This window comes from Pedobacter sp. 05L430 (genome assembly GCF_056397585.1).
The window spans coordinates 12,443-38,152 of record NZ_JBFTNT010000024.1 but is presented as its reverse complement, the minus strand read 5'-3'; the positions used below and the strand labels follow the sequence as shown (position 1 = coordinate 38,152).

The 25,710-nt window shown below is 41.5% G+C and carries 19 protein-coding genes; 4 read left to right on the top strand and 15 right to left on the bottom strand.

Features of this window, described 5'->3' with window-relative positions; translation table 11 throughout:
* Positions 1-83 precede the first annotated feature (83 nt).
* Complete coding sequence (locus AC1DG9_RS06935) at positions 84-1,184, bottom strand: DUF4856 domain-containing protein (RefSeq protein WP_288878983.1); 1,101 nt, start codon at positions 1,182-1,184, stop codon at positions 84-86.
* A gap of 141 nt (positions 1,185-1,325) precedes the next feature.
* On the opposite strand from AC1DG9_RS06935, the gene AC1DG9_RS06930 reads away from it, so the two are divergent.
* The gene (locus AC1DG9_RS06930) at positions 1,326-2,000 is read left to right on the top strand and encodes a response regulator transcription factor (protein ID WP_172659770.1); all 675 of its coding nucleotides are present in this window, start codon (positions 1,326-1,328) and stop codon (positions 1,998-2,000) included.
* Positions 2,000-3,238, top strand: coding sequence for a sensor histidine kinase (locus tag AC1DG9_RS06925; protein WP_288878982.1), 1,239 nt, complete (start codon positions 2,000-2,002; stop codon positions 3,236-3,238). The genes AC1DG9_RS06930 and AC1DG9_RS06925 overlap by 1 nt, the downstream gene beginning before the upstream one ends.
* On the opposite strand, the gene AC1DG9_RS06920 is transcribed toward AC1DG9_RS06925, so the two are convergent.
* The 10 genes from AC1DG9_RS06920 to AC1DG9_RS06875 form a co-directional block, all read right to left on the bottom strand.
* Complete coding sequence (locus tag AC1DG9_RS06920; RefSeq protein WP_246269423.1) at positions 3,235-3,618, bottom strand: sigma-70 family RNA polymerase sigma factor; 384 nt, start codon at positions 3,616-3,618, stop codon at positions 3,235-3,237. The genes AC1DG9_RS06925 and AC1DG9_RS06920 overlap by 4 nt on opposite strands.
* A 275-nt stretch (positions 3,619-3,893) precedes the next feature.
* Complete coding sequence (locus AC1DG9_RS06915) at positions 3,894-6,107, bottom strand: outer membrane protein assembly factor BamB family protein (protein ID WP_172659768.1); 2,214 nt, start codon at positions 6,105-6,107, stop codon at positions 3,894-3,896.
* 92 nt (positions 6,108-6,199) lie between these two features.
* The gene (locus tag AC1DG9_RS06910; RefSeq protein ID WP_172659767.1) at positions 6,200-6,925 is read right to left on the bottom strand and encodes a hypothetical protein; all 726 of its coding nucleotides are present in this window, start codon (positions 6,923-6,925) and stop codon (positions 6,200-6,202) included.
* 2 nt (positions 6,926-6,927) lie between these two features.
* Positions 6,928-7,305 carry a GntR family transcriptional regulator gene (locus tag AC1DG9_RS06905; protein WP_172659766.1) on the bottom strand — a complete coding sequence of 126 codons (378 nt, stop codon included), beginning with the start codon at positions 7,303-7,305 and terminating at the stop codon, positions 6,928-6,930.
* 1 nt (position 7,306) lies between these two features.
* The gene (locus AC1DG9_RS06900; protein ID WP_172659765.1) at positions 7,307-8,086 is read right to left on the bottom strand and encodes a hypothetical protein; all 780 of its coding nucleotides are present in this window, start codon (positions 8,084-8,086) and stop codon (positions 7,307-7,309) included.
* Positions 8,087-8,093: 7 nt separating this feature from the next.
* Entirely contained in the window at positions 8,094-8,924 is an 831-nt protein-coding gene (locus AC1DG9_RS06895) for an ABC transporter ATP-binding protein (protein ID WP_477634445.1), read from the bottom strand.
* 139 nt (positions 8,925-9,063) lie between these two features.
* A complete protein-coding gene (locus tag AC1DG9_RS06890) occupies positions 9,064-10,305 on the bottom strand; it encodes an MFS transporter (protein WP_337716546.1) in 1,242 nt (413 codons plus the stop codon).
* Between the two features lie 4 nt (positions 10,306-10,309).
* Entirely contained in the window at positions 10,310-12,709 is a 2,400-nt protein-coding gene (locus tag AC1DG9_RS06885) for a hypothetical protein (RefSeq protein WP_172659762.1), read from the bottom strand.
* A gap of 16 nt (positions 12,710-12,725) precedes the next feature.
* Positions 12,726-14,408, bottom strand: a complete 1,683-nt coding sequence (locus AC1DG9_RS06880) for a RagB/SusD family nutrient uptake outer membrane protein (RefSeq protein WP_337716545.1) — start codon at positions 14,406-14,408, stop codon at positions 12,726-12,728.
* A 2-nt stretch (positions 14,409-14,410) separates the two neighbouring features.
* The gene (locus AC1DG9_RS06875; RefSeq protein WP_337716543.1) at positions 14,411-17,461 is read right to left on the bottom strand and encodes a SusC/RagA family TonB-linked outer membrane protein; all 3,051 of its coding nucleotides are present in this window, start codon (positions 17,459-17,461) and stop codon (positions 14,411-14,413) included.
* Positions 17,462-17,632: 171 nt separating this feature from the next.
* On the opposite strand from AC1DG9_RS06875, the gene AC1DG9_RS06870 reads away from it, so the two are divergent.
* On the top strand, positions 17,633-18,946 hold the full coding sequence (locus tag AC1DG9_RS06870) for a hypothetical protein (RefSeq protein WP_337716541.1): 1,314 nt from the start codon (positions 17,633-17,635) through the stop codon (positions 18,944-18,946).
* A 2-nt stretch (positions 18,947-18,948) separates the two neighbouring features.
* Here the strand turns inward: AC1DG9_RS06870 and AC1DG9_RS06865 are convergent, their stop codons facing one another.
* Positions 18,949-20,553 (bottom strand): glycoside hydrolase family protein, encoded by a 1,605-nt coding sequence (locus AC1DG9_RS06865; RefSeq protein ID WP_477623133.1) that lies wholly within the window; start codon positions 20,551-20,553, stop codon positions 18,949-18,951.
* A 275-nt stretch (positions 20,554-20,828) separates the two neighbouring features.
* Between AC1DG9_RS06865 and AC1DG9_RS06860 the strand changes: the two genes are divergently transcribed.
* On the top strand, positions 20,829-23,351 hold the full coding sequence (locus AC1DG9_RS06860; RefSeq protein ID WP_477634444.1) for a beta-L-arabinofuranosidase domain-containing protein: 2,523 nt from the start codon (positions 20,829-20,831) through the stop codon (positions 23,349-23,351).
* Positions 23,352-23,405: 54 nt separating this feature from the next.
* Here AC1DG9_RS06860 and AC1DG9_RS06855 read toward each other — a convergent pair whose 3' ends face one another.
* From AC1DG9_RS06855 to AC1DG9_RS06845, 3 genes are all read right to left on the bottom strand, one after another.
* Positions 23,406-23,630 carry a CDGSH iron-sulfur domain-containing protein gene (locus AC1DG9_RS06855; protein WP_337716535.1) on the bottom strand — a complete coding sequence of 75 codons (225 nt, stop codon included), beginning with the start codon at positions 23,628-23,630 and terminating at the stop codon, positions 23,406-23,408.
* Positions 23,631-23,763: 133 nt separating this feature from the next.
* On the bottom strand, positions 23,764-24,732 hold the full coding sequence (locus tag AC1DG9_RS06850) for a glycosyltransferase family A protein (RefSeq protein WP_172659755.1): 969 nt from the start codon (positions 24,730-24,732) through the stop codon (positions 23,764-23,766).
* A gap of 182 nt (positions 24,733-24,914) precedes the next feature.
* Positions 24,915-25,691 carry a type 1 glutamine amidotransferase domain-containing protein gene (locus AC1DG9_RS06845; RefSeq protein ID WP_246269421.1) on the bottom strand — a complete coding sequence of 259 codons (777 nt, stop codon included), beginning with the start codon at positions 25,689-25,691 and terminating at the stop codon, positions 24,915-24,917.
* Positions 25,692-25,710: the final 19 nt, after the last annotated feature.

Sequence of the window (25,710 nt, the reverse complement as noted above, 5' to 3'; positions counted from 1 at the left end):
TTCATATTCTTTAACTTAATGTATTAACAATGAAAGCTCCTGGCGCAAAAGTGCCAGGAGCCTTACTAAAACAAAACTGCTATTTAGTTTAAACCGTAGGTTGTTTTTAATATATTTTGTGCCTCAACCAATTTAGTAAAATTAGCCTCGTTGATTAATGTATAGAAATTAGTACCGATTGTTGCTTTAAGCTTCTGGTAGTTTGCGTCCGTTAATTTACTGTTTGCAGGGCGATATTTGAAGCATGAAATAAATCCATAACCTTCAGATAAAGCATGGAACTGCGTAGGCAGGTCACCAACGCTTACTGAATTAGTAGGTATTGTAGTGTAAGCAAGTGCCGCGGCAGCAACCAATTGCTCCCATTTAGCCTGAATAATAGTGATCTGCTCTTTTACAACTAGGTAATCTTTAGCCCCAATTGCCGCACGGCCTTTTAAGAAAGCGTTGAAAATTATTTTACCTGCTTCAATTCCTTTACCGCGTTCAGCAAGATAACCACCCCATAATAATGGTCTAACCGCATCTGTGTTAGCATAGGTTTTGTCCGGATTGTAATCAACAGGTACACCTAAATAACCAAAAGCTTCATCCCAGCTGCGTTGCATAGCTGTTGTACCATTAGTAACAGTAACATTATTAGCATCAGGCACACTGTTTAGGATATTAATAGCTTCTTTAAAGAATAAAGCGCCCATCATACCTTTAGCTACTGCCTGGTTGTACTCTAAACCTGTTGCGCTTACCAGTCTTTTTGAAGTGCCTTTAATAACGTAACCAGCACTACCGTTTGTAGCTTCAATGGCATTTTTAGTACTGTTTGCAGCTTGCTCCACAAAGTATCCTGTGAAAGTTTCAGCATCAGCAGTTTTGTCAGCCAGTTTCACACCAGATGCGTTTAGAGTTGCATCAGTTGTAAATGGATTATTAGTATTGTTAAAATAATCATTTGCTTTTGTTGAAGTAATGGTAGCATTTAATGCAGTTCCAAGGTAAGAGTTCAACTCTAAAGCCATTTTTACCCTTTGCGTCGAAGCAGTGTAGTTTGCTCCGGCGAAGTTGTAGGTTGTTGGCACTTCATAAGGAGGAATAACATCATCCTGAACATTATCTTTCTTACACGAAGCAAGACCCACAACAGCAAGGGCAATAAATACTGAACTCTTAAAGTATTGAATTTTCATTTTTCTATTTGATTATATAATTTATCACTATATTGTTTGTATTAAGTCTAAATAAGTGCTAATCTTGCTGCAAATATTAAAGCCAATTCTAAAGAATTTCTAAAGAGTCTAAAAAAATCGTATTTAATTTGAATAATAATTATGAAGGTGTTGTTTGTAGAAGATGAACCGGTACTATTGGAAGAAATGGAAACCTATTTCAGCTCACTCGATTGCATATGCGAACAGGCTATAACTTTTGGTCAGGCCGAGCAGAAACTAAGGGACTACATGTATGATGTTGTAGTGCTCGACATTACCCTGCCCGATGGAAGCGGGATAGACCTCATAGAAGACATCAGAAAAAGCCATCTGGAAACCGGAATCCTTATTCTCTCGGCAAAAGATTCGCTTCAGGACAAACTGAATGGATTAAATCTTGGCGCCGACGACTACCTCACAAAACCTTTTTACCTGGAAGAATTGAACGCCCGGGTCAACGCCATATACCGCAGAAAAACATTAAAAGGTGCCGAACAGATCACATTCGACGATTTCACCATGCACCCTTCTTCCAAATCATTCTTTTTCAAAGACAGCGAGGTAAGCCTAACCAGAAAGGAATACGACATGCTCATTTATTTCGTCATCAATAAGAACCGTGTGGTGAGCAAAGCATCAATAGTTGAGCACCTTTGGGGAGATCATTTCGACCAGAGTGATAACTTCGATACGGTATATGTACACATGAAGAATCTGAGGAAAAAACTGTGCAACATTTCCGGCAAAGAATACATCAAAACAGTATATGGAATGGGTTATAAGTTTACGTACTAGTGAGGCTCTTATCAAAAATTAGTTATTATCATTTTGGACTAAGTGCATTGGTTTTAGGCATTACCGGCTGCATGCTGTTCCTTTTTCTGAGGCATGAAATATCTAAAGAAATAGAGGAGCAGCTGGAATTACAGACCGATATGGTTGCCGAAGAAATCCATATGGGGCGAACGGTAGCTTTCCCATTGGTAACCATCACCAAGGGCGATGAAAGCCTGATGAAGCTGCCTAAAGTTTTTAAAGACACCCTCATTTATGATCGGCTCCAAAAAGTAACTGAAGGGTACTACTACTTCTCAGAGAGCAAAAAGATCAATGGTCAGCCCTACCGCATTAGGGTTATGACTACATATATTGGCTGGGACAATTATTCTAAAACCATCCTCTACATTTTCCTGTCCATAGCAGTCCTGTTAATTGTACTTGGCACGTTGGTCAACTATTTCATTAGCAGCAGGATATGGAAACCATTTTTAATAAACCTGAAGCGGATGAAGGGGTACTCTGTAAGTTCAAAAGAAGAATTACAGCTAACGCGTACTGATGTGACTGAGTTTAAGGAAATGAACAGCGTACTTATCGATTTGGCGGCCAGGGGCAAAAGGGAATATACGGCTTTAAAGGAATTTACTGAAAATGCCTCACATGAAATTCAAACCCCTCTTAGTATCCTGAAAACGAGATTGGAAAGTATTAGTCAGCAACCATTAACGGGAGACATTGCGCGTTTACTTAACGATGCAAAAGAAGCAACAATACGCCTTAGTAAAGTAAACAAGGGTTTGCTGCTGCTGGCCAAACTGGAGAATAATGCATTTACCGACGTACAATGGGTATCCTTAGAGAATACGCTGAAACGCAATTATGATTTAATGGAAGACCTGTTTCAGCATAAAGACTTACAGGTTGAACAGCATATTGAGTCCAAGGTAGTGTATGCCAGCTCATTCCTGATGGAAGTTTTGATTTCTAATTTGCTAACAAATGCCCTTTCTTATACCGATGCCGGTTCCAAAATAGTTTTTAGCCTGAATGAACATTCGCTGGCGATCAGTAATGAAGGAGAACCGCTTTCTTTCCCTGAATCTAAGTTGTTCACCAGATTTGGCAAAGGAACTGCCGGGTACAAAGGCAATGGTCTTGGATTATCAATTGTAAAGCAGATTTGCAACATTAATAAGTGGCAGGTTACTTATCATTATGAAAACAACATGCACAGATTTAGCATTGCTTTTTAACCCACCCCGCAACCAATCCCTACGCTAATCAATATAAAATACGCCACATCCGACTGGTTAAAATGCGTTCTCAAAGTCTTCAATGCCGCGATAAGATGGTTCTTCACCGTGTTCCTAGATAAATGCAACTGCTCTGCAATTTCATCATAGCTAAGCCCCTGGTACCGGCTCATTCGAAAAATCAGCTGTTGCTGTGGCGGCAGCTGCACCAAAGCACTTTCTGTAAACTGCCTTAGGTCGCTTAACAACAAAGACTCTTCAGTTTCATTGATTACCTTTTCCATATCCGTCCAAAGCGCATCAATAGCCCTTTGCAACGTGGCCAGATCTCTTAGTGCATTTAGCGCCAGCGTTCTGGTAATGGTATACAGATAAGGCAAAACTCCTCATTTAACCTGTCGCGGTTAACTCAAACATTTAACAAAGCATCGTGAACAATTTCTTCAGCCCGTTCCCTGTTTTAAGAACCTAAAACAGAAAACATATAGCTTATTGAAATGCAAGTCAAAAACCTGCCTGAATGCACGTTCATCCCCCTGTTTCAATGAAACAGTCAGTTCCAGATCGGAAAAGTTACTGTAAGCGTTCATAAATATCTTTAATCCCTTCCAGTAAAGTTATATAAAATATTTAACAGTAGGTTAACATTTACTTACTAAAGTGTAAACGCCACGTACGCATCGCTAGATTTGCCTCCCCATTTTGAGCCTCCGCAGGCAATCACCACATATTGCTTACCATCAGCTTCATACACTGCCGGCGTGGCTACACCCGGTGCAGGTAAATCTGTTTCGAAAAGTATTTTCCCTGTTTTTTTATCTATCGCCCTGAATTTACCATCCGCTGTTGCACCAATAAAGATAAGTCCGCCTGCAGTAACCACCGGGCCTCCGTAATTCTCGCGCCCTGTAGTGGGCACTCCTTTCTTTTTCAGTTCTTCAAATTCACCAAAAGGAACTTTCCACACATATTTCCCGGTATTCAGGTTGATGGCATTTAAAGTTCCCCATGGCGGACTGATCGCAGGATAACCTTCCTTAGTCAGGAACTTGTTATAACCCGTAGATCCATAAGAAGGCTTTGCTGCCTTTGCGGTTTTGGCCTCTGATTTTCCGGTATAAGGCTTTGCCTGTTCAGCTTTAAGATCAAGAATAAATGATCCTATTGCGTTTTTTTCTTCTTTACTCAGGTGATTAAATCCCGGCATCATCCGCCTGCCTGTAGACAACAGCTCGGTAAACTGCGTTAGGTTATATTTCTTCTCAACACCCACTATCGACGGATAATCCCCTGCACCCAATCGTTCCGGACCATGGCAAACCATGCAATGCTTATTATACAAGGCCGCGCCTGCTTCCAGATTCGTTTGCGCCGTAGTTACAGGCGGCTCATTCTCCACAAGGTTCAGCACCCAGGCCATTTCATTGGCATTTACGTACAGGATATTTGATTCAGGATCAAAAGCCGGGCCTCCCCACTCGCCTCCACCGTCATACCCCGGAAAAATAATGGTTCCTTCTTTGGTCGGCGGAGTATATATTCCCTGCGAACGATAAGTTTTAAAGCGCTTTTTAATATCCTGTTGAGATGAATCACTAACCAAAGTATTCAGGTCGTTCTCTGTTAAGATCTGTCTGGCAAAAGGCTTAGGCAAAACAGGGAAAGGCTGGGTTGGCCAGAGTTTCTCACCAATAATTGGCGTATTTGTAATCATCTTCTTTTCCACAATAGGGAAAAGCGGCTTACCAGTAGCCCTTTCGAAAACGAAAATAAGCCCGGTTTTAGTAGTTTGCGCTACCGCATCTATCTTTTTACCCTGACGGGTTATCGTAGTCAATATTGGTGGACTGGAAATATCCATATCCCATACATCATGGTGTACAGTTTGAAAATGCCATTTCAATTTCCCGGTAAGGACATCTAAAGCCAGTACACAGTTGGCATAAAGTCCTTTGCCCAGTCGGTCGCCACCATAAAAATCATTGCTTGGGTTACCCGTTCCGGCAAACAACATTCCTCTCTTTTCATCCAGACTAAAGCCCGACCAGCTATTTGTGGAGCCCATGCGTTTATAGGCCGTTTTGTCTTCCCAGGTTTCATATCCGGGCTCTCCCGGCATAGGAATGGTATGGAACACCCATTTCTGTTTTCCCGTTTTCACATCAAATGCGCGGATGTATCCCGGCGTTTCCTCACCTACATAACCGCTCAAAAAGAACAGGTTTTTATAAACCATAACGGGAGAAGTAGGCGCTACAAAAACCTTGCTTTCTTCTCTTCCAAGCCCCTTCCTAAGGTCTATCCCACCGTCTTTACCAAAACTGGAGATCAGTTTACCGCTAACCGCATTTATTGCAAAGGCAATTGGTCCTACGGTATAAATGATTCGCTTATCGGCTCCTTCCTGCCAATAAGCCACACCCCTGTTCATGTTTACACTATTGCGGTGCCATGTTTTATTTATGGTAGAATCGGCCGGATCAAAATTCCATTTTTCTTTTCCGGTAGCCGCATCTATCGCAAAGAGCTTTAGCTTTGGAGATACTCCATAGAGTACGTTATTAACGATGATGGGATTACACTGAATGGAACCAAATTTAGTATTGTCGTTTTGCTCCGAATGATATACCCATGCAACCTTTAGCCGGCTTACATTACTGGTATTGATCTGTTTAAGCTTCGAATATTTTATATTTTCACCATTACCTCCGGTAACTTTCCAGTCTCTGTATTTACCAATGGTATCAGCATACCTGGCTGTTGAAGCAAAATCAAATGTGCTATTTGATCCAATTTTATCACTTTTATAAGCCAGAAGTAATCCGGAAACAGTCAGCAATCCCAAAAGATGCTTTTTACTAATAGTCATACAGGAAATATTTTCCGTTAATTTATTAAATTATCTGAAAATATAATGGCTACCGTTTCCGGATTATGGTAATATTATTATGGCATCAACACTTATTCTGTTTTAATGGCCTGTAAGGCTTTGCCGTTTAAAGAAACCGTTGCCTTATCGGAAATGGTATAATGCGTTTTGGTAATGTTAGGATCCATCAGGTCAAGACTTCCCTCACCAGGAATATCAAAAGCCGCCGTATCGATCTGGTTTGCCGAAGAAATAACCAGGCTGGCATTCCCATTGTCCTTATTACCTATTACCGCATTTAACTTGCCCACTTTCAATTTGTCTAAAAATGCACTGGTGTATTTACCCAGATCCAACTGCATCGCATCTTGCTCGAAACCGGAAATATTAATGTTGCCGGAAATATGGGCCCTTTTTTCTTCCTCTTTGTCTCTGTGATATGCACGACTGGTTAGCTTAACAGTACTTGGCATGATCAGGATCAATTCATTGTCCCAAATCTGAAAACCGCCGTCTTTAGCTGCTTTTGTCAGATCTATTTTTATCGAATTTCCATTTTTTGTCCATACCAGGTTTCCCTTAAGTCTGTCTCTTAACCACAGGCCCGGGGTTTTACCCTTCTCAATGCGGATGGTAATTCTGTTTGCCGACTGCAATTCGACTTCGTTTACATCTTTAACAGAACTAAATGTTAAACCATAAAACCGATTTTTATAGTCTCCTTTTAAAAAGGATGCCTTAAGGCTAAAATTATAGGCGGTAAGGCCAATAAATGTGGCAACMACTGCTGCTAGTATAAACATTGTGCTGGTTTTCATAACTATTTTGTTTGGTAGTTTTGTGCTTTAAAAATCTCAAATCGCTCAGCAATATCTTCTACGCTAATGCCAAGCAGATACATGCTTTTGAATAACTCCGGTAGCTCCTGCCCCAGAAAACGCTCCTTGCTGTAATTCTTTACTTTCTGTACTGCATCTGCAGCAATAAAGAAACCGATGCCCCTTTTGTTGGCAATTACCTCTTTACCTTGCAGAAATTCATACGCCCTTACAACAGTTAGCGGATTCACCTGCAGATCGGATGCCAGCTCACGTACCGAAGGCAATTTTTCCTCAGGCAACCATTTTTCCAACATGATATTTTCAGTTACATAACCTGCAATCTGCATGTATATCGCTTCATTCTCTCTAAATTCCATCTTACACTTGTTTTTCTTTTAGCCTGAAGTAAGTACTTATCCAAAGGATTACCGAAATCAAAATGGCTACTGTTGCCGCAATAATATAACTTGTTTGTGTTGGCTCAATATATATATTCTCTTTTTTGATGATAAGGCCGACCATGTTAAAGGGAATCCCATTTTCAATCTCCTCCTGAAATATAGTATGAAGTAAAACCGGGTTTAACAGGCACAACACCGCAATAAAAATGAAAAAACTGAATACCGTTTTTATAAAATGGAGCTTCTCAAAAAATACCGCACCAAAAAAACAGATAGAATGTAATATAGCGAACACTAAAAATGACACCCACACTTTCCTATCAGGAGAAAATACGTTTACAACCTCTATTTTATCAGGTGAGTTTGCATTCCCGATACTGATCACCAGGTAATCAATAGCATAAAAGCAGCCCAGAAAAACAAGTTGAAATATCACAAATGAGTATAGCCAGGCAACCAGGTATTTTTCGAAATGAGAAGCAGGTAGCGATAACGCCGGAATTGATTTTTTTCTGTCGCCCAGATCGGTAAAGATCAGGCTGGTAAAAATAGTTCCCGAAAAAAACAGGAAATTTACAAACATTGCTGCTTGTATAACAGGGCCCATATGACCCCTGGTACTATAACTTATAAAACCCAGGACTAAGATTAACACTCCAATTAATACGCCTGTGGACATTAAGTACGTTTTGTATTGCTCGGCGGTGTGTTTCTTAAACAGATTAAGAAAGCGGGTAAAGTTGAAAGTTTCGTTCATGATAGCGTTATTTTAAAGATTCAATTACAGCAGTGTGATCATCAATTATCGCATTAAAGAGCAGCTCCATATCAACCTTGTTGTTGTGCTGTTGGTTATTGATGCTAATGGTATTATTGCCGATAGCGTTAGACGCGGTATATAATACTCCCTCTTTATTGGCATTACCCGACGTGGTAAAAAGTAAGCGGTCGCCAATATCATCCAGGCTCTTGTTCAGCACAATTTCCTTTTTGTGAAGGACAAGTAAGGTATCAATCAGACTGTCCAGATCTCTTACCTGGTGGGTAGATATGATCATACAGCGGTCTTCTGTGATTGAAGAGGCCATGATTCTTCTGAACTGAACTTTTGAAGGAATATCAAGCCCGTTAGTCGGCTCGTCCATAATCAGCAATGAGGTATTGGTGGCCAGACCAAAAGTGATCATTACTTTTTTCTGCTGACCAAAAGACAACTGCTTTAAATTGTCATCGGGATTCACATTGAATTCAGCAAGTACTTTATAGAATTGTGCGTGATCAAATTTTGGATAAAAATGAGCCGTACGGCGAACATATTCATTCCCTGAAAGCGACGGCAGTTCCATCTCTTCCGGAATAAAAAACAATTCCTGTAAAAAAGAAGGAAGTCGCTTGGCTGCACTAAGGCCATTAACCTTKCAGGTACCCTCGGTTGGGAATACCAGTCCTGCAATGTTTTTAAGTAAAGTTGATTTACCTGCCCCATTTTTTCCCAACAAGCCATAAATATGGCCGGTCTCCAGGTTAAGGTTCAGATTCCAAAACAGAAGTTCTTTTTTCCTGTATCCGAAACTAAGGTTTGTTAATTCGATCATAGCGTTGTGAATAAAGTAGCACTGTAATACTTATGTAGTACAGTACAAATGTAGATATAGTATTTACATTTCCAAATTAATTCACAAAATATTTTTAATGATTGAATTACAAGCCCTTAGAAGGCATGTAGACCGGATTTTACTCCGGTTCTACAAAATCTAGATCTCTGTCGTGCGTCTCCGGAATAGTAATAATGGAGTAAAACCCGATTGCAAAACAGATGAAACCAACAATAGCCGCAGCATGTAGCTCTAATACAGTTGGTTTCAAAAAGCCGTACAAGGTGGTCATCCCTACCACTGTTCCTCTTACCATATTGGGGATGGTAGTAGCAGCAGTTGCCCTTATATTGGTGCCGAATTGCTCTGCACCAATGGTTACAAACATGGCCCAGTAACCAATACCAAATCCAAGCCACAAGAGCATCATATATATACCTGTGGCGGTGGTTATGCCGGCATATAGATAAATAATACTTCCGATTAAAGTAAACAACATGAATAACCCCACCGCTTTGCGCCTCGATTCCAGATAATAACTGATTACACCGCTCAGCAAGTCGCCTGATGCCAGCCCTACATAACACCACATCACTGCCAAACCGGGCTTAACATTTTCTGCAATGTGCAATGCCTTACCAAATTCGTTGCTAAAGGTGGCCAGAATACCGATCACATACCAGGTGGGCAATCCAATACCTATGCATTTCAGATAAAGCTTAAGCCTGCTCTTATCTGTAAAAAAGGAAAGCAGTGACCCTCTTTTAAGTTCATCAAAGTCCTGCATAGATTTAAACATGCCCGATTCAAAAACACCAATTCGAAGAAACAAAAGCAATATGCCTAATCCACCACCGGTGAAATAGGCATATCGCCAGCTAAAAAGTTCCACGGTAAAATAAGCGGCAACAGCACCAAGAAGCCCCACTCCTGCTACTACTGAAGCACCAATGGCCCTCAGCCTTTTAGGTAAACTTTCTGAAACAAGCGTAATACCCGCGCCAAGTTCTCCTGCCAAACCTACCCCGGCTACAAAACGGAATAGCTTATAAATGCTCACATCGTGTACAAACCCGCAGGCAAAATTGGCGATAGAGTAAGTAATTATGGATCCGAATAAAACCGACAAACGCCCTTTCTTATCACCAAGAACACCCCAAAGTATTCCCCCGATCAGCAAACCACTCATCTGCCAGTTTAAAATACTGGCACCCTGAACAGAGCGTTCCACTTCATTTAGCCCAAGCTCCGTTAAGCTGGGTATGCGTACAATGCCAAAAAGCAGTAAGTCATAAATATCTACAAAGTACCCAAGTGCAGCCACAATTACGGGCGCACTCAGAAGATACTGGGTTGCCGTTCTTTCTTTAGTTACTTCCATTTTGTTATTGATAGGTAAACTCAACTGTGGCAGTACAGGCTTTATCTGAAATTGCCCTTATCCAATGTGCGCTGAACCCTTGTGGGAACTCATAGTTGATCGTTTTACCGGCAGGAACAGTAAAGGTTTTATAGGTGTGAAAGCCGGAAAGGTCAAAATCAACTTCTAAGGTGATCTTCACATCCTTATCAGCACTTAAGGAAACCTTCTTCTTATCATACCCCGTCATAAGATATGGCAGCGATGGTGTGCCCGACTTAACCGCAGCTCTTTCCCAAACGCCTCCATGGCCTGTAGGTTTGCCCATTTTCCATAGGTCATCAATTCCCCCGAACCAAAGTCCATCAGTATTTTTTTCATTGGCAAAGTAGTGGCCATCAGCTTTTGCCCCCTGTTTGGTTCCGCTTAGTACCAGTAACCCTCTCCACGTACAAAAATCTACGATCTTTTTATGGTGTGTGGTAATCGGACGAAGGGCTATGAAACCAGCCTCGCGACCAACCTCATAAAAGGTTCCTTGTATGTTCAGCATAAAGCGCTCCGACTCAACTTCGCGACGATCGCGATAAGGAAAAGTTTCGTAAGCATCCGATGTTTTTGGTAAACGGAAAGTTCCCGTTTTATCTTTGATAATCACAGAAGCCTCATCTACAGAATAGGTTCTACTTAACGACAGCAAACGCTTCATTTGAGAAGTACTGTCTACCGCTCCGTTAGAAAAGGTCAGTTTTTCATCAACTTCTACATACTGACTTTTGCCATTACTGGTCGACAATACCTGCAGGTTTTTGTTGAAGTTTGCAGGGCGAATGACCGTAGAACTAATCTCATCTTTGTCGGTAATATCGCTTAAAGTATTGAACACAGGATCTTGCTTTTCGTGCATTGTTCCGGTAAAATGGAAGAAAGCAGAAGCCCTACAATCCTTATCTGTTTTAAACCTTATCCAGGTAGCTTTAAAATCGGCCGGGAAAATAAAATTCACATAACCATTTTTTGGCACCTTAATTACCTTATAATCTACCCATTTATTATTCCCTGTTTTATCAACCTGTATGGTAAAACTCACTGCCTGTTCTGATGTTTGGGTTAAATGCAGCACTTTTTTGTTGAAATTATTGATCAAAAAGGCATCCGAAGTTGTGTTTGCTTTTACAGCATCGTTATCCCATGGGCCGCCCCAACCGGTTGCACCGCCCCATGTTTTTAAATCGCTCCATTGGCCAAACCAAAGGTTCGATTGAGAGCGACCGGCCATTGGATTTTGCAGTACAGTAGTCTCATCTGTAGCAATTACAATCTGATTGTTCCAGCTGCAAAAATCTGGAATATAGCGCAAGTGGCTGCTTAAAGGCGAAATACCTGCGCTGTTGTTTCTCGAAAAAGTTTTTGGAAAGTCGTACATCATGCCATGCATATCCATCAGCATTTTTCCATTGCCAACTTCCCTGATGCGTGGCCATTCGGTATACCATCCGCCTCTATGGTCGTAGGTACGTGCCGCTTTTGGCAAACGATAAGTATACCATTGTCCGCCATCAAGCAACTTCAAAATTACCGATCGCCTATCCCAGCCTATTGCCCATAGCGGACTTTTATCGTCTGGTGAACCATAAATACCACCGGGTCCTGTGATATCAGTAAATTGTTTTCGCTCTATGATTTTCCAGGTCTTACCATCCCAGCTTGCCAAAACACCCATTTCTTCTGGCCCCTTAGGCAAATCTCCTGCTTTTAGCATATCCTTCGTCAATTTGAAAACAGCATCCTCGCCGTTGTTCGCAACAACAAAGAGGTTTTGACCGGTATAGGCGCCTTTTCCATGCCAGCCGGGTACAGGTTTTTCAAATAGTTTCTTAACAGCAAGGCTATTTACATCAACCTCATACACCTTACCCTCCATATCATAGAAGTATACTTTGTTGGACGGATCAGTCAGGTGCCTTGCGGTTGCGGTCATCCTGCCTGGCATTACGGAAAAGGGAATTGCCCTTACTTTTCCATTTTTATCAATAAAATAGCTACTGGTGATCAGTTGATTCGATTCTTTATGGATCATCCTGTTAGCAGGAGTGCCGCCAATACTTTCCGGATGTATGGTTACATTCAGATCTGCATCTACGCTATAAAGCTTATCTGCACTTCCATTAGGGGTATGAGGAGAATAGGTAACCATCCATAGCTTATTTGCCCATGGGGTTATCGCTCCGATGCCATTTTCAAACCCCTCACCAAATCCTACAGTGCTTTTTTCTGTTTTTGGCCAGCCCTCATTAAACGTAGCTAAATGTGGATATACACCACTTACCTGCAGTGGTTTCGTTGTCTTCTGTCCGAATGTGTTCAAAGATAAAAGTAGTGCCGCCAGGGCAGCACAACTTTTTAAATTAGGGCTAATATTCATTTGTGTGTGTTATAGGTTAATAATTTAAGTTCTGAGTGATGTTGGGGTTTACCCTTCTTTCTACAGCCGGTATAGGCCACAGGTATTGCTTGTTTTTATCAAATTTCCTTTCAATAAGTGCCTTAACATCAGATCCAAAACCCGAGTAATCGGCTATGCCATCATCGTCGAGCGGAGTAATGCCCGGGAAAGGCCATTTTGAGCGGTTTTGATTTGCCGGATCAGGTAAACCAATGACTGGTTTTGTCAGTGCCTTTTCGGCCAGGTGCCAGCGGATCAAATCCATGTAGCGAAGCCCCTCTTTTGCAAATTCTACCCTTCTTTCTCTCCGTACAACTTTTCTAAGTTCTGTTAGATCTGTTGTCGTTACAGCAGGATATAAGGTGGTTTGTGCAGCAGTAACACCATAGGCTCTTGCCCTCACCTGGTTAATGGCATCTAAAACAGTAGCATCCGCTTCTCCCAGTTCTACCTTTGCCTCTGCATAAGTCAGCAGCATCTCGGCATACCTGATAATGATGGCATCGTTGTCTTCGGCAAGTCGGTCGGCCCAGGTTTGGTCAATACCCTTTTTCCAAAGGAAACCGGTATAGCTTGCAAATGCGGCAACCGCACGTGAATCTTTATTGGATACACTTTTGTTCTGTTTTGAACTATAAACCGTTAAAGAATCCGGATGCGGGGTATAATTGTACCCCAGCCATTGGGTGTTGAACTCCACAACAGTTGCCGTGAGACGGGGATCGCGGTTTTTGAAGGGCTGTTTAGGGTCGTACAAAGGCGACTCATCAATGGGTTTACCATCAGTACACTCATAAGCATCCACAATATCCCGTGTTGGCAATTGGGCGCCAAAGCCACCGGCATTTCTGGAAATATTGTCCTGCACATAACCTGCTCCGTTAAAAACCTGTTGGGCCTGATCTCTTGGAATACTGATAATTAGCTCTTTGCTGGTTTCACCTGCTTTTAAAAACAATTGAGAATAGCTGGCATTAAGGCTATAAACATTGGCCGCACCTAAATCCATTACTGCTTTTGCAGCATCGCGTGCCACGTCATATTTCCCTACATACAAAGCAGTTCGTGCTTTTACAGCTAAGGCTGCACCCTTGGTTAACCTTTTCACTTCGGCCTGCGCATAGGTCTCAGGCAAATTGGCGATAGCAAAATCAAGCTCTTTAAAAATAAAATCAAGTACCTGATCTTTACCGGTTCTGGTGATCCCGTATGATTCTTCGAGGGTTAAAGTGGTTGTTAATAAGGGAACGTCGCCAAAATGGGTAACCAGTTTAGCATATTGGTTTGCCCTGATCAAACGCATCTCTGCTTCCAGTCTCAACATCACTGCTGCTGGCGTATTGGCCGCAGCTTTATCTTTATTGGCTAGAAACGAGTTCGCTCTTGCAATGGCTTTGTAACAGTTTAACCAATAAGTTTGCACCGCAGCATCGTCGGCATTCATCGTGCCGCCGATCACTGCATTTGTTAACTGGCCGCGGTGCCACTCATTGTCGCCAAACAATTCGTTATCATTCCCCCAGAAAACCAGTCGGTAAAGGTCATTAACAGCCAGTTCCAATTCGGTTTGGTTGGAATAAAAATTCCCGGTCGAGGCCTCAGAAAGTGGATTGAGGTCGAGTTTATTGCAGGCCGAAAGACCTACAGATATGATGATAATTAAATAGAACTTTTTCATGATTAAAATTTTAAGGTTGCACCGGCCAATATTGTGGTTACAATTGGGTAAGCATAGTTTCCGGCTTCAGGATCCAGATATTTTGGAAACTTACTGGACGAAAACAGGTCGTTAGCTGAGACATAGAAACGGAACGACTGAATGCCTGCCTTTTTTATCCAGCTTTCCTTTAAAGTATAGCCCAGCGTAAGGTTTTTTACACGAAAGTAAGAGCCGTCGATTAACCAAAAGTCAGACAAAGTATAGTTGTTCGACGTAGAGGTACGCGATAACCTTGGATAAGTGGCCTGAAGGTTTTGCTCGGCAGTATTATTCGGGCTCCAGAATTTCCCAACCATTTCAATTGGTACGTTTCCAAAAGCTTCGGCAAATGGTTGGGTAACTTCGTCGTTTAACCGGCTTAACTTTTTCCCAACTCCCTGAAATACTGCACCAAAATCAAAGCCCATATAATCAAGTCTTATATTTCCTCCATACTGATAGCGGGGTAAAGCTCCGCCAAGCAACACCTTATCGTCGGTAGTGATCTTTCCATCATTATTCAGATCCTGGTAGCGGATATCTCCTGCTTTAGTGTTTGCATTTAGCACTGGTGCTCCCGCAACTTCTGCCGCTGTCTGAAATATCCCATTGGCTTTATAACCAAACCATTCATTGTATTCGCTGCCATTACGGATAATCTGATCACCTCTAAATTCTGTCCCTTTTAGATCTCCGATTTTTGATTTGGCGTCTGAAACGTTCGCTGCAACAGCGTAATTCACGTTCCCGATCTTATCTTTCCAGCCCATTTCCAGTTCCCATCCCTTCACATTTAATACCCCCGCATTTTGGTTAGGCTTGTCATATCCTAAGTAAAGCGGAATATCAAGCGGCAAAAGGATATCGTAAGTTTTCTTTTTATAGTAATCAGCAGAAACGGTTAACCTGTTATCAAGAAAAGCTGCATCTAATCCCACATCGGTGGTCTGACTGGTTTCCCAGCTGATATTCTCTACTGCATATACCTGTTGTCCGCCTCCAGTTAACGGGGTAACAACTCCATTCTGATAGAACAGTGCATTTGTAAAATCTATGGTTGCCTGGTAAGGATAGTAAGCGGGGTTATTGTTCCTGTCTAACAATCGTTCATTACCAGCACGGCCCCATGATCCTCTTAATTTAAGGAAAGAAAGCCAGTTCATACTTTTCATAAAGCTTTCTTCGGTAACTGTCCAGCCTGCCGAAACCGATGGGTATACCGCATTTCTGAATTTATCAGCAAATCGGGAAGATCTGTCTGAACGGATATTTCCCTGGATGTAATACTTGTTTTTATAATTGTACTGCAAGCGACTGAACAGGGAATGTAATCCTGATTCGTTTGCACTGCCCGAGTTGTCTCTCAGTTCTGTACTTCCGGCATTTAAGTAAGGAAAATCAACAAGGGCAAAACCGGTTCTGGAAGCACCCAAAGATTCAAGTGACCTGTAATTTTCTTCATAACCCACAAGCACATCAATGGTATGGTCTTTTGCAATCTCTCTGGTATAGTTAGCAAGCAACTGCCCGTTAATGCTAAAAGCCTCATTTCTGCCTTCGCTCAGGATAGTTTTAGGCTGGTTCACAATGGTACTTACACTGCCATCGGCATTGGTAAACTTTATTTGTTTAGAGAAATACTTGTCCTTATCCAGATCAAAAGTTGGTGCTACCTGCATGGTCAGCGTAAGTCCCTGAATGGGTTTGTAATTAAACATAATGCGACCGCTGATTTGATTTGCAAGGGTTTTACTAAATCCTCCCTCATTGATCTGGGCAATTGGGTTTCTGCCATCCTTTCCAAAAGCCAAAAGCCCGTTGGAATAGAAATCATCATAAATTGGAGGCATAATACGCGCCTCATAAATGGGATTGTAGTTGTTACTTAATTCATTTGCATTGCCTTTGTTGGTTGTTCTTTTATAGGCAACATCTAAGTTGATATTCATTTTGCTGTTCAGCTGCAGGTCGTTGTTGATACGAAACAGGTATCTGTTGTAAGATCTGTTGTCGTAAAATGCTCCGGCATCTGAATAGCCCAGCGAAGCCTTGGTTTTTATTTTATCAGTTCCCATGGTAAACACCAGATCATGGCGTTGGCGTGGGGCCGATTTATTGGTCATAACGGTTTCCTGCCAATTGGTATTTGGATACTTATCCGGATCTGCCAGGTTGTTTTCCAGGTACTTGTCGATACTTGATTGTGGAAAAGGGCCGGTAGAAGCACCATCATTAGTAGCCTGCTCATTAAAGTAGCGCATATAATCCTGTACGCCTGCATATTCAGGTAATGCGGTTGCTCTTTGCACGCCATACTCGTAGTTATATTCCAGACTGCTCTGCCCCTGTTTAGCTCTTTTAGTAGTTACTAAAATTACGCCTGCCGCCCCTCTTGATCCGTAAATTGCAGCCGAGGCAGCGTCTTTTAGTACCGTAATGTTTTCAACATCATTTGGGTTTACATTATCAATATTGCTTACAGGCACCCCGTCCAGAATAATTAGCGGGCTGTTTGTTCCAATGGTAGTAATCCCCCTGATAGAGATGTTGGATCCGGAGCCGGGAGCACTGCTGGTACGGGTTACAGAAACACCGCCAACACTGCCTTGCAGGGCTTCAGAAACCTGAAGTGTTTGCCGCCCTCCTACATCCTTTGATCCTATTGAAGTTACTGCGCCGGTAAGGTCCTTTTTTCTTTGCGTACCATAACCAACTACTACAACCTCGGTGAGGTCCTTATTATCGACCAGCAGACCAATTTGAAGTGGTTTACCCGTAAGTTCAACAACTTGGTCCTGGTAGCCAACAAATGTTAACAGAATGGTTTTTGCTTCGGAAGGGGCATTTAAGGTAAACGCACCTTCCGCATTTGTACTTGTTCCCTGCCTGGTGTCTGTAACAGTAATACTAACACCCGCCAGAGGTTGTTTTGTGGTGGCATCGATAACTTTACCCGATACTTTTTTGGTTTGCGCGACGGCTGCATATTGCAGGCCTAAAAACATCGCCAGAAGTAATAATTTTCTTTTCATTTATATTTGGTTAAGTTTTAAAAAAGATTGTTATTTGTCAATCTGATTTAGTTTTGATTGGTTTAGTAAATTTATATCCCGTTTTACAGAATGAACCGCCAATACCATATCCAAAATATTGGTCAATATTTTAGATAACCTAACCAACTATAAAACAACCACTTACACCAGATGAATAGGTATTCTGAACAAGCTGAAAATTCAATATTTTTTCAACAGCTGGACATATGCTGTCAGAAGGTAGCTGAGCAGATCGGTGAAAAACCAATTTCTGATTGGACGAACAGCGACTATGTAAGGTTAAGTGGTTTATTGTCACGTAAAACATCCATTCATTTAAGCGAAAGCACCCTTAAAAGAATCTTTGGAAAATCTAAAACATCTACCCGGTATTATCCACAAAAGGCAACACGCGATGCCCTTGCGAAATTTATAGGCTACAGAGACTGGTACGAATTTGAGTTTAAGAATCCCATTATAGATGTAAAAACCGGATTAGTACAGAAGGCACCTGCAAAAACCCCTGAAACGCATAAGCAGGAAAGCAATAAGAAAATGTTATACTTTATTGCTTTTATAGTACTGGTTACGTTTATTGCGATAGTACTATTAAGAAAACCAGATACAGGCACGGATCTTTTTGCCCAGAACGTAAAGCTGAAGTGCATAAACCCCGAAGGACTTACTCCACATTCGGCTATATTTAAACTGGACGCAGCAGGACCATTGCCTGATTCATCTTCTAATTTCTCTGTTGATTTTGGTGATGGTAAGATAAAGAGGGTTAACCTCTCAGACAGCCTTTTTAATCATTATTACGAAATCCCAGGAAGGTACTACCCTGTGCTGTTGTATAAGAAAAGACCCATCGATACCGGATATGTTTATCTGCAAAGTAAAACCTGGAGTGCCATTACTTCTGTGATGCAGGATACCACAAGAGTATACCCGGTTTTAGTAAAAGATTTAGGCCTTAGAACGCCAATTACGGTATCAGCAAGAGAAGTTTACAGTGCCGGTGTGGATACCAACCGCACGTTCTTTGTTCATTTTTCACACGTAAGACCTACCAATATCAACGGAGATAATTTTGAACTGACGGTGCACGTTGCCTCTTCCGAAAACAGGGCCGGTGTAAGATGCTCACAAGCAGATCTGTTTATTTACGGAGAAAAGGATAAGCATGTGTTTGGCATCATTAAACCCGAATGTGTGGCCTGGGCACATTATCAGTTTTCTGAAGATGTTAAAGATGGCGCAAAATATGACCTTAGGGCGCTTGGACATGACCTGAGTACCGGCGCTGATTTAAAGCTTCGAATTGAAAACAAACAGGTTAAACTATACATCAACTCTAAAGAAGCTTTTAAAACACAGTACAACAAATCAATTGGTAAGATAATGGGAGTTAAACTGACAATAGCAGGAATAGGCTATTTCGAAAACTTACATATCTCAGACCTGAAGACAAAAGAAACATTCTGATCTTATTTAACAGGAACCGCTTTAAACTCGAATACGGAAACTTTTGTGTTATTGGTACTCACCGTTACAGAAAACGCATACTCCTTCCCTTTTTCAAATACCTGATCTGTAAGCAAACTAACTTCTGTTTTACCGTATGGCTGTAGTACCGGAACCGCTGCTATGCCTAAAGTTTTCTTCTCGTTACCAACAAGACAGGTAACTTCTAAAACGCTTTTTTTAGACACTACCTGGCCAAAATTTTCTACCTCTATTTTTAGTTTGGTTTTATTATTCTCTGAGCTAAATACCGGTTTACGGGCTGAAAGAATGGCCTCATTATAGTTTAACCATGGCACACGGGTGTATCCGTAAAGCAGCTTACCTGCGGTAGATTTCCCGATCAGCTTTGGTGCAAATTCCTCTTTTGTGATGCCACTGCCTTTGGCATCAAAATTTACAATCAGATCTTTGTTTGATTTTACCACACTTAATACCTTGCTGCCCCTGCCAAAGTTAACTTCTGTTGACGCCCCAAAACGAAGGGATTTAACATCTACATCTATTTGCGGGTTAAAGCCTTTTTCGGCTGCAATTTTAACGCTGATCACTTTGGTTTTAGCTGTCGGCATTTCCTTGTTCAGCATGGTCAGCAAAACCCCCGGGTTCAACGGTACGCTGATGTTTTTGGAACTATGGCGGTCGCTGGCTTTATCATCTGCCTTAGAAGTATCTATTACTGCAAAGTTCGCCTGAATAGCTCTTCCATAATTATCCTGAAGCACTTTAATACGTTCAAATTTATACCAGTCTTCCACCTGTCCGTCTTCATGTTTAGCTACTCCAATGGTATATGCCTCTCCGGGATCTGTAACCCAGTTAACCCCATCTTTTGAGCGTTGGTAAAAGGCGATTCTGCCTAACCAGTCGTTCACAATTAAATGGTATTGAACATTGTCGCGCCACACCACCGGATCCTCAAACTCGCCCTTTACATTGGGGTATACCCTTCTGTCGGTAATTTGATTGTAAGCAGAAATTCCTGTTTTACTGATCCATACACCACCACCTCTGCACACCATAAGGTAAGAGCCGTCTTCTCTTTGCGCAAAGGTTAAATTAGACAGGCCCTCGATAATCGGGCGATCTCTTTTCTCAAAATCAAAATGCTTTAATTCCCATGGCCCGTTTAAACTATTTGAAATGTAATATCCGTCAATAATATAAATCACATATCTGCCGTCTTTGATCCGGAAAACTTCAGGATTATGCCCTTTGCCTATAGTGTCTTTTACCACAAAAGGGCCAATTGAGTTATCGCTTACCGTATGGTAAACAATTGAATTTGGCCACTCGGCATGACCTTTCGCCGAACTTTCGAGCCAGCCGGCTACATAAAGGTGATAGAGTTTATCCGATCCTAAAATTATTTTCCCTCCCCAATAAGATCTGATGCGGTCTTCAATGCCATTATCTACGTACCTTGGCAATACACCTTTGGCACCCCAGGTATCACTGCTGAGCTTGCCTTTTGGCATAGGTAACAAACGATCTTTAAACCGCCCGCCTTCTACCAGCTGATCCCATTCAACAGGTCTTGGCCTTTCCGTTATTTGGGCAATAAGCATGCAGGGTGTTAAAAATAAAACACAAAGGATGAGGGGAATAAACAGGTACTTTTTCATTTCATGAGATCAACTAAATTCGGCAACAAATAAAGCACATTCTGAAACCCGTAATTTTGATTTCTTATCCATTCATTAAGTAATATTAACATTCAGTGATAATACTCGCCTATACGTTTCAAAAATTCTTCAGATTGTATCAATTTACATATAAGAGCTGAAACAGTAAATATTTTATAATAAACTTGTTCTTTAAACACACAAAGCCATTTATAAACATGAACGTTAAGAAATCACTCATCTTGGCATTTGCTTCGATCCCGTCATTGCTCTTTGCGCAAAACAGCCCTGGAAAGCAATATATATACAACCGTGCGCCGCTAACCGCCGACACGTACATACAGCTTCCCCTTGGCAGTATAAAAGCCAAAGGCTGGTTATTGAAACAATTGGAATTGCAAAAAGATGGCGCAACCGGACATGCCGAAGAACTTTATCCGGAGGCATCTAACCTTGGCCCTGAATCTGATTGGCTGGGTGGCAATGGCGAAGGTTGGGAACGTGTTCCTTATTACGTAAAAGGACTTATAGCACTGGCTTATACATTGGATAATCCTGAATTAAAAGCAAAATCGCAGAAATGGATAAACTGGACATTAGACCACCAGCAGGCGAACGGAGCTTTTGGCCCAGCAAAAATGAACGACTGGTGGCCAAGAATGCCAATGATGTATGCCATACAAAGTTATTATGAGGCTACCGGCGATGAACGGGTGATTGGTTTTTTTACCAAATATTTTAAGTATCAGCTGGAGAACCTGGATAAAAAACCATTAACGGAATGGAGCAAATCTAGAACCGGCGACAACATAGAATTGGTATTGTGGTTATACAACAGAACTGGCGAAAGGTCGCTGCTAACCTTAGCAGAAAAACTAAAATCACAGGCCTATCCTTGGGCAGATATCTATACAAATAACCAGTTCTACCATTATGGCGATGATTTCCATACCAAACACAGCGTTAGTGTTGGTCAGGCGCTTAAACTTCCGGCAATTTACTCACAGTTGAACAACACTCCATTTTACAGAGATGCAACTGAAAAAGGAATCTATAATTTAATAAGAGATCACGGACAGGCATCGGGCATTGCATCGGGAACAGAATTCCTGGCTGGCAGAAGTTCCTTTCAGGGAACGGAGACTTGTACCGTGGTAGAATGGATGCAAARTCTGGAAACCACAGCCCGAATAGTTCATGATACACAGATTGGCGACAGACTGGAGAAAATTGCTTTTAACACCTTGCCATCGCAGTTTAGCAGAGACATTAAATCTCATTTATATTATACACAGCCCAACCAGGTGGTATGTAAGCACGGTAACTCTGGTTTTGATGAGGACTACGATGGAGGAATCCTTTTAAGTCCGTACTCCGGCATGGGATGCTGCAGGTACAACATGCACATGGGATGGCCTTATTTTGTAAAAAACAGCTGGGCAGCAACTCCTGATAAGGGTTTGGCCGTAATTGCCTATGCCCCGGTTGAGCTGAATGCTTTTGTAGCTGATGCCGTTCCCGTTAAATTGAATGTGGTGACCAACTATCCTTTTGAAGAGCAGATCAGAATTAAAATAGACTTAGCAAAGGCTGCCACTTTCCCATTGAAATTAAGAATACCCGAATGGTGTAAAAATCCGCAAATAGCGGTGAATGGCAAAGCATTATCGAATGTTAAAATCGGTCAGGTTTATACCGTAAACCGATCATGGAGCAGCAATGACGAGGTAGTACTTAATTTCCCAATGGAAGTAAAAGTATCAGATCAGGTAAACCAATCGGTTACTGTAGAACGTGGCCCCTTGGTGTATGGATTACAGATGAATGCTAAATACAGTATTCGTAAAAAACATCCTGTAGAAGGCTTTTTTGACTATGAGGTGTCCTCTGCTTCGCCCTGGAACTATGGATTGGTGATAGATCGTAAGAATCTGGCTGCTTCGGTAAAAGTTCAAAACACAGCTATGCCCGAGAATCCGTTTATCCAAGCCACTACGCCTGTTAAACTGAAAGTCTCTGCAAAGAAAATACCTTCATGGACCATGGCTTATAATAAAATGCATGCCTTTGAAGTACCAAGAAGTCCGGTTGCTTCATCGGAACAGACAGAAGAAATAACCCTTACTCCTTTTGGAAGTGAAAACATCAGAATCAGTAATTTTCCTGTAATTGGCACGCCTGAAAGTCCGCGTAAGTTGTTTAAAGAAAACTTTGACAATGCTACAGTTAAAGACTGGTTGTTATATGGCGGCAGCTGGTTTATTAAAGATGGAGCAATCCACGCCGCATCTAACAAAGGTTCCTGGGGATATGGGATCCATGGTTCAAAAGCGATTGCGAGCAGTACCATGTTTAAGGACCTGAGCTACGAGGCCACCGTACAGCTAAACTCAAAAGGAAATGCCGGTCTGGTTTTTAGAGTGACGGATGCGGTACTTGGTGCAGATATGTATAAGGGCTATTACCTGGGAATTGATGCAGAAACAGGCACGATCCAATTGGGCAAATCATCTGACCAGAAATGGGTTGCACTTGCATCAGAACAGCAAAAATTAGAAATAGGAAAGTCATACAAGGTTAAAATAGAAGCCAAAGGCAGTGACATTAAGGTATACTTTAACGGATCAGAAAAGCCATTGATATCTGTAAAAGATTCAGAATTTAAAAGCGGTATGATTGGCGTTAGGGCCTATGATTCACTGGCAAGCATTGATAATTTACTTGTTAAAGAAGTGAAGTAAAAAAAGGGGTATCAAATTGAAACCCCTTTTTATAATTTATACCCTTCCGGCAAATTAAACCTTTTTAGGAGGCAGATCAAACGCCACAGCCTCATGCTCAAAATGACCATTATGAGATCCATCGCAAAATGGTTTATTTTTTGAAAGTCCGCAGCGACAAATTGATAGCACAGTTCTGCCCTGCAATCCGTACACTTCACCATTCTTGTCAACGATTTCAAAATCGCCTTCTATCTTTACCGATCCGTTATTGTTAATTGTAAGCTTCGTTTTTGACATCTATTTTTAATTTTGGCCAAAGCTAAAACAAAGTAAACAGACCAGGCAAGATCATTTCAATTTAGAAACGTTCTCTGTTTAATCCATATTGCGGACACCCTTCGCCACCAATTCCAATTTTGAACTATCGGTTTCAGGAAACGGTATCTCTTAATAATTTAGCCTTGGCTGGGGCGTAATAATATTTAAACCATAGCTTGTCTGCTAAATAAAGTGTAAAGCCAAGTGGGAACGAGAGTAAAACAAGCGCCTTACCCCATCCGGTTCCTATGCTGTTATACTGGCGCAAAAAAGATTCAGAATGCATTCCGTAACGGGAGAGCTGAGCGGCTCTTTTGAAAAAGAATACGGGCGAGCTGAAAAACCAATGTGGCAGGTCTTCATTCACTACATCAACATCACACATAGTTAAACCTTTGGCATTTCGGATTCTGTTTGCTTTGCCACTCAGATTGCCAAAACCAGAGCCTGTTGGGATAAAATAAGTTCGCACTACTGTATTGATGCAGATGTACTGGTATTGTCGCCCCAACCTATTCCAAATATAACTTTCGGGTACAAATTTATAGCCCTCTGCTTCTGGATATGGATTCTTCTTTAACAATGCGGTACGCATTAAGCCAAATTTTTCACCTATTATTTTATACTTAAACTGAAATTCACCTCCTGTAATGGTGATGTGATCTGCAGGAAATAAGTCGCCGACAACCTGTTTTGTAATCGAATCCTCCACCAAAGCACATACACACCAATACTTATCCCTTACATCCGGTGAGAGGCTTTCCCATTCATCAACTAAGGTTTTAAGCCCATCGTGGCAAAGGGCATCATCGGAATCAAGTATTGCACACATTTCACCGCTTGCAAGCTTTACGCCCTGATTTACGGCAGAGGGCTTGCCCCCGTTGGGTTTCTGATAATAATTAATATTTAAAGGCGACTCACGCTGCCACGCCGACACGGTTTCTGATGTATCATCTGTAGAGCCATCATCAACAATAATCCACTCAAAATTTTTAAAAGACTGTTTGCTCAACGACTCATAACAACGATGAAGCGTATCAGCACGATTATAGGTAGGAGTGATAATCGATATAAACATAGCTATGCTAATAAATTAAAATATGGTGGTCCGTCTGGTCCTGACAAATGCCTGTTACGAGGTTACCGTAGCCAGCTAATCCCTATATTATCAGTAAGTTGAAATTACTAAAAAACTAATTGATATACAAGTAATATTAATGCAGCTATGCTCCTGCCGTCATAGCTGCATTAATATTGTATTTATTTTGAAAGTAATGCCAAAACCGCTTTACCAACTGCATGTGCAGACTGGGGATTTTGTCCGGTAACCAATCGCTGATCAGTTACTACATGCTCTTGCCAGGGGGCCGATTTTTCATAAATGCCACCTCGCTCAATCAGCTTATCTTCCAATAAAAAAGGAACAACTTTATCCAATTTAACGGCTACCTCTTCCTCATTGGTAAAGCCGTTCACTTTCTTACCAGCTATCAGGTACTTGCCATCGCGCAATTTAATGTTCACAATCCCTGCAGGACCATGACAAACCGCACTGACAATACCGTTATTTTCGTATATTTTAGTGGCTATTGCCGAGATTTCTTCGTTATCAGGAAAATCCCAAACCGCTCCATGCCCCCCTGCATAATAAATAGCTGAATATTCTTCGGGCTTTATCTCAGCAGGTTTTAAACTATGATTGATTTTATTGTGATAATATTGGTCGTCCCAGAATTCCTTATTTACTGCATCTCTTAAATCCAGGCCATCAACCGGAGGCTGACCTCCCTTCGGGCTAACAAAATCTATTTCATAACCCGCATCTTTTAGTACTTTCCAGGCATGGGTTACTTCACCCAGGTAATAACCTGTGGGATCACCGGTGCTTCCTTTTTTATCGTGGCTGGTAACCACAAACAGAATTTTCTTTTTCATAGTATTTGCTTTATTTTTTGATTGTGCCGCCGCAGACAAGGTTAGGGAGATGAAAATGGCACACGCAGCAAGAGCCATCATTCCTTTTTTGATCAAATTCATTCTATATAAGATAAAATAT

Excerpts from the sequence above, each read along its gene's own strand:
- AC1DG9_RS06870 (WP_337716541.1), top strand. The coding sequence starts at position 17,633 with ATGAATAGGTATTCTGAACAAGCTGAAAATTCAATATTTTTTCAACAG.
- AC1DG9_RS06875 (WP_337716543.1), bottom strand. The coding sequence starts at position 17,461 with ATGAAAAGAAAATTATTACTTCTGGCGATGTTTTTAGGCCTGCAATAT.
- AC1DG9_RS06900 (WP_172659765.1), bottom strand. The coding sequence starts at position 8,086 with ATGAACGAAACTTTCAACTTTACCCGCTTTCTTAATCTGTTTAAGAAA.
- AC1DG9_RS06865 (WP_477623133.1), bottom strand. The coding sequence starts at position 20,553 with ATGCTTATTGCCCAAATAACGGAAAGGCCAAGACCTGTTGAATGGGAT.
- AC1DG9_RS06885 (WP_172659762.1), bottom strand. The coding sequence starts at position 12,709 with ATGAATATTAGCCCTAATTTAAAAAGTTGTGCTGCCCTGGCGGCACTA.
- AC1DG9_RS06880 (WP_337716545.1), bottom strand. The coding sequence starts at position 14,408 with ATGAAAAAGTTCTATTTAATTATCATCATATCTGTAGGTCTTTCGGCC.
- AC1DG9_RS06845 (WP_246269421.1), bottom strand. The coding sequence starts at position 25,691 with ATGAATTTGATCAAAAAAGGAATGATGGCTCTTGCTGCGTGTGCCATT.
- AC1DG9_RS06935 (WP_288878983.1), bottom strand. The coding sequence starts at position 1,184 with ATGAAAATTCAATACTTTAAGAGTTCAGTATTTATTGCCCTTGCTGTT.
- AC1DG9_RS06850 (WP_172659755.1), bottom strand. The coding sequence starts at position 24,732 with ATGTTTATATCGATTATCACTCCTACCTATAATCGTGCTGATACGCTT.
- AC1DG9_RS06905 (WP_172659766.1), bottom strand. The coding sequence starts at position 7,305 with ATGGAATTTAGAGAGAATGAAGCGATATACATGCAGATTGCAGGTTAT.
- AC1DG9_RS06930 (WP_172659770.1), top strand. The coding sequence starts at position 1,326 with ATGAAGGTGTTGTTTGTAGAAGATGAACCGGTACTATTGGAAGAAATG.
- AC1DG9_RS06915 (WP_172659768.1), bottom strand. The coding sequence starts at position 6,107 with ATGACTATTAGTAAAAAGCATCTTTTGGGATTGCTGACTGTTTCCGGA.
- AC1DG9_RS06855 (WP_337716535.1), bottom strand. The coding sequence starts at position 23,630 with ATGTCAAAAACGAAGCTTACAATTAACAATAACGGATCGGTAAAGATA.
- AC1DG9_RS06890 (WP_337716546.1), bottom strand. The coding sequence starts at position 10,305 with ATGGAAGTAACTAAAGAAAGAACGGCAACCCAGTATCTTCTGAGTGCG.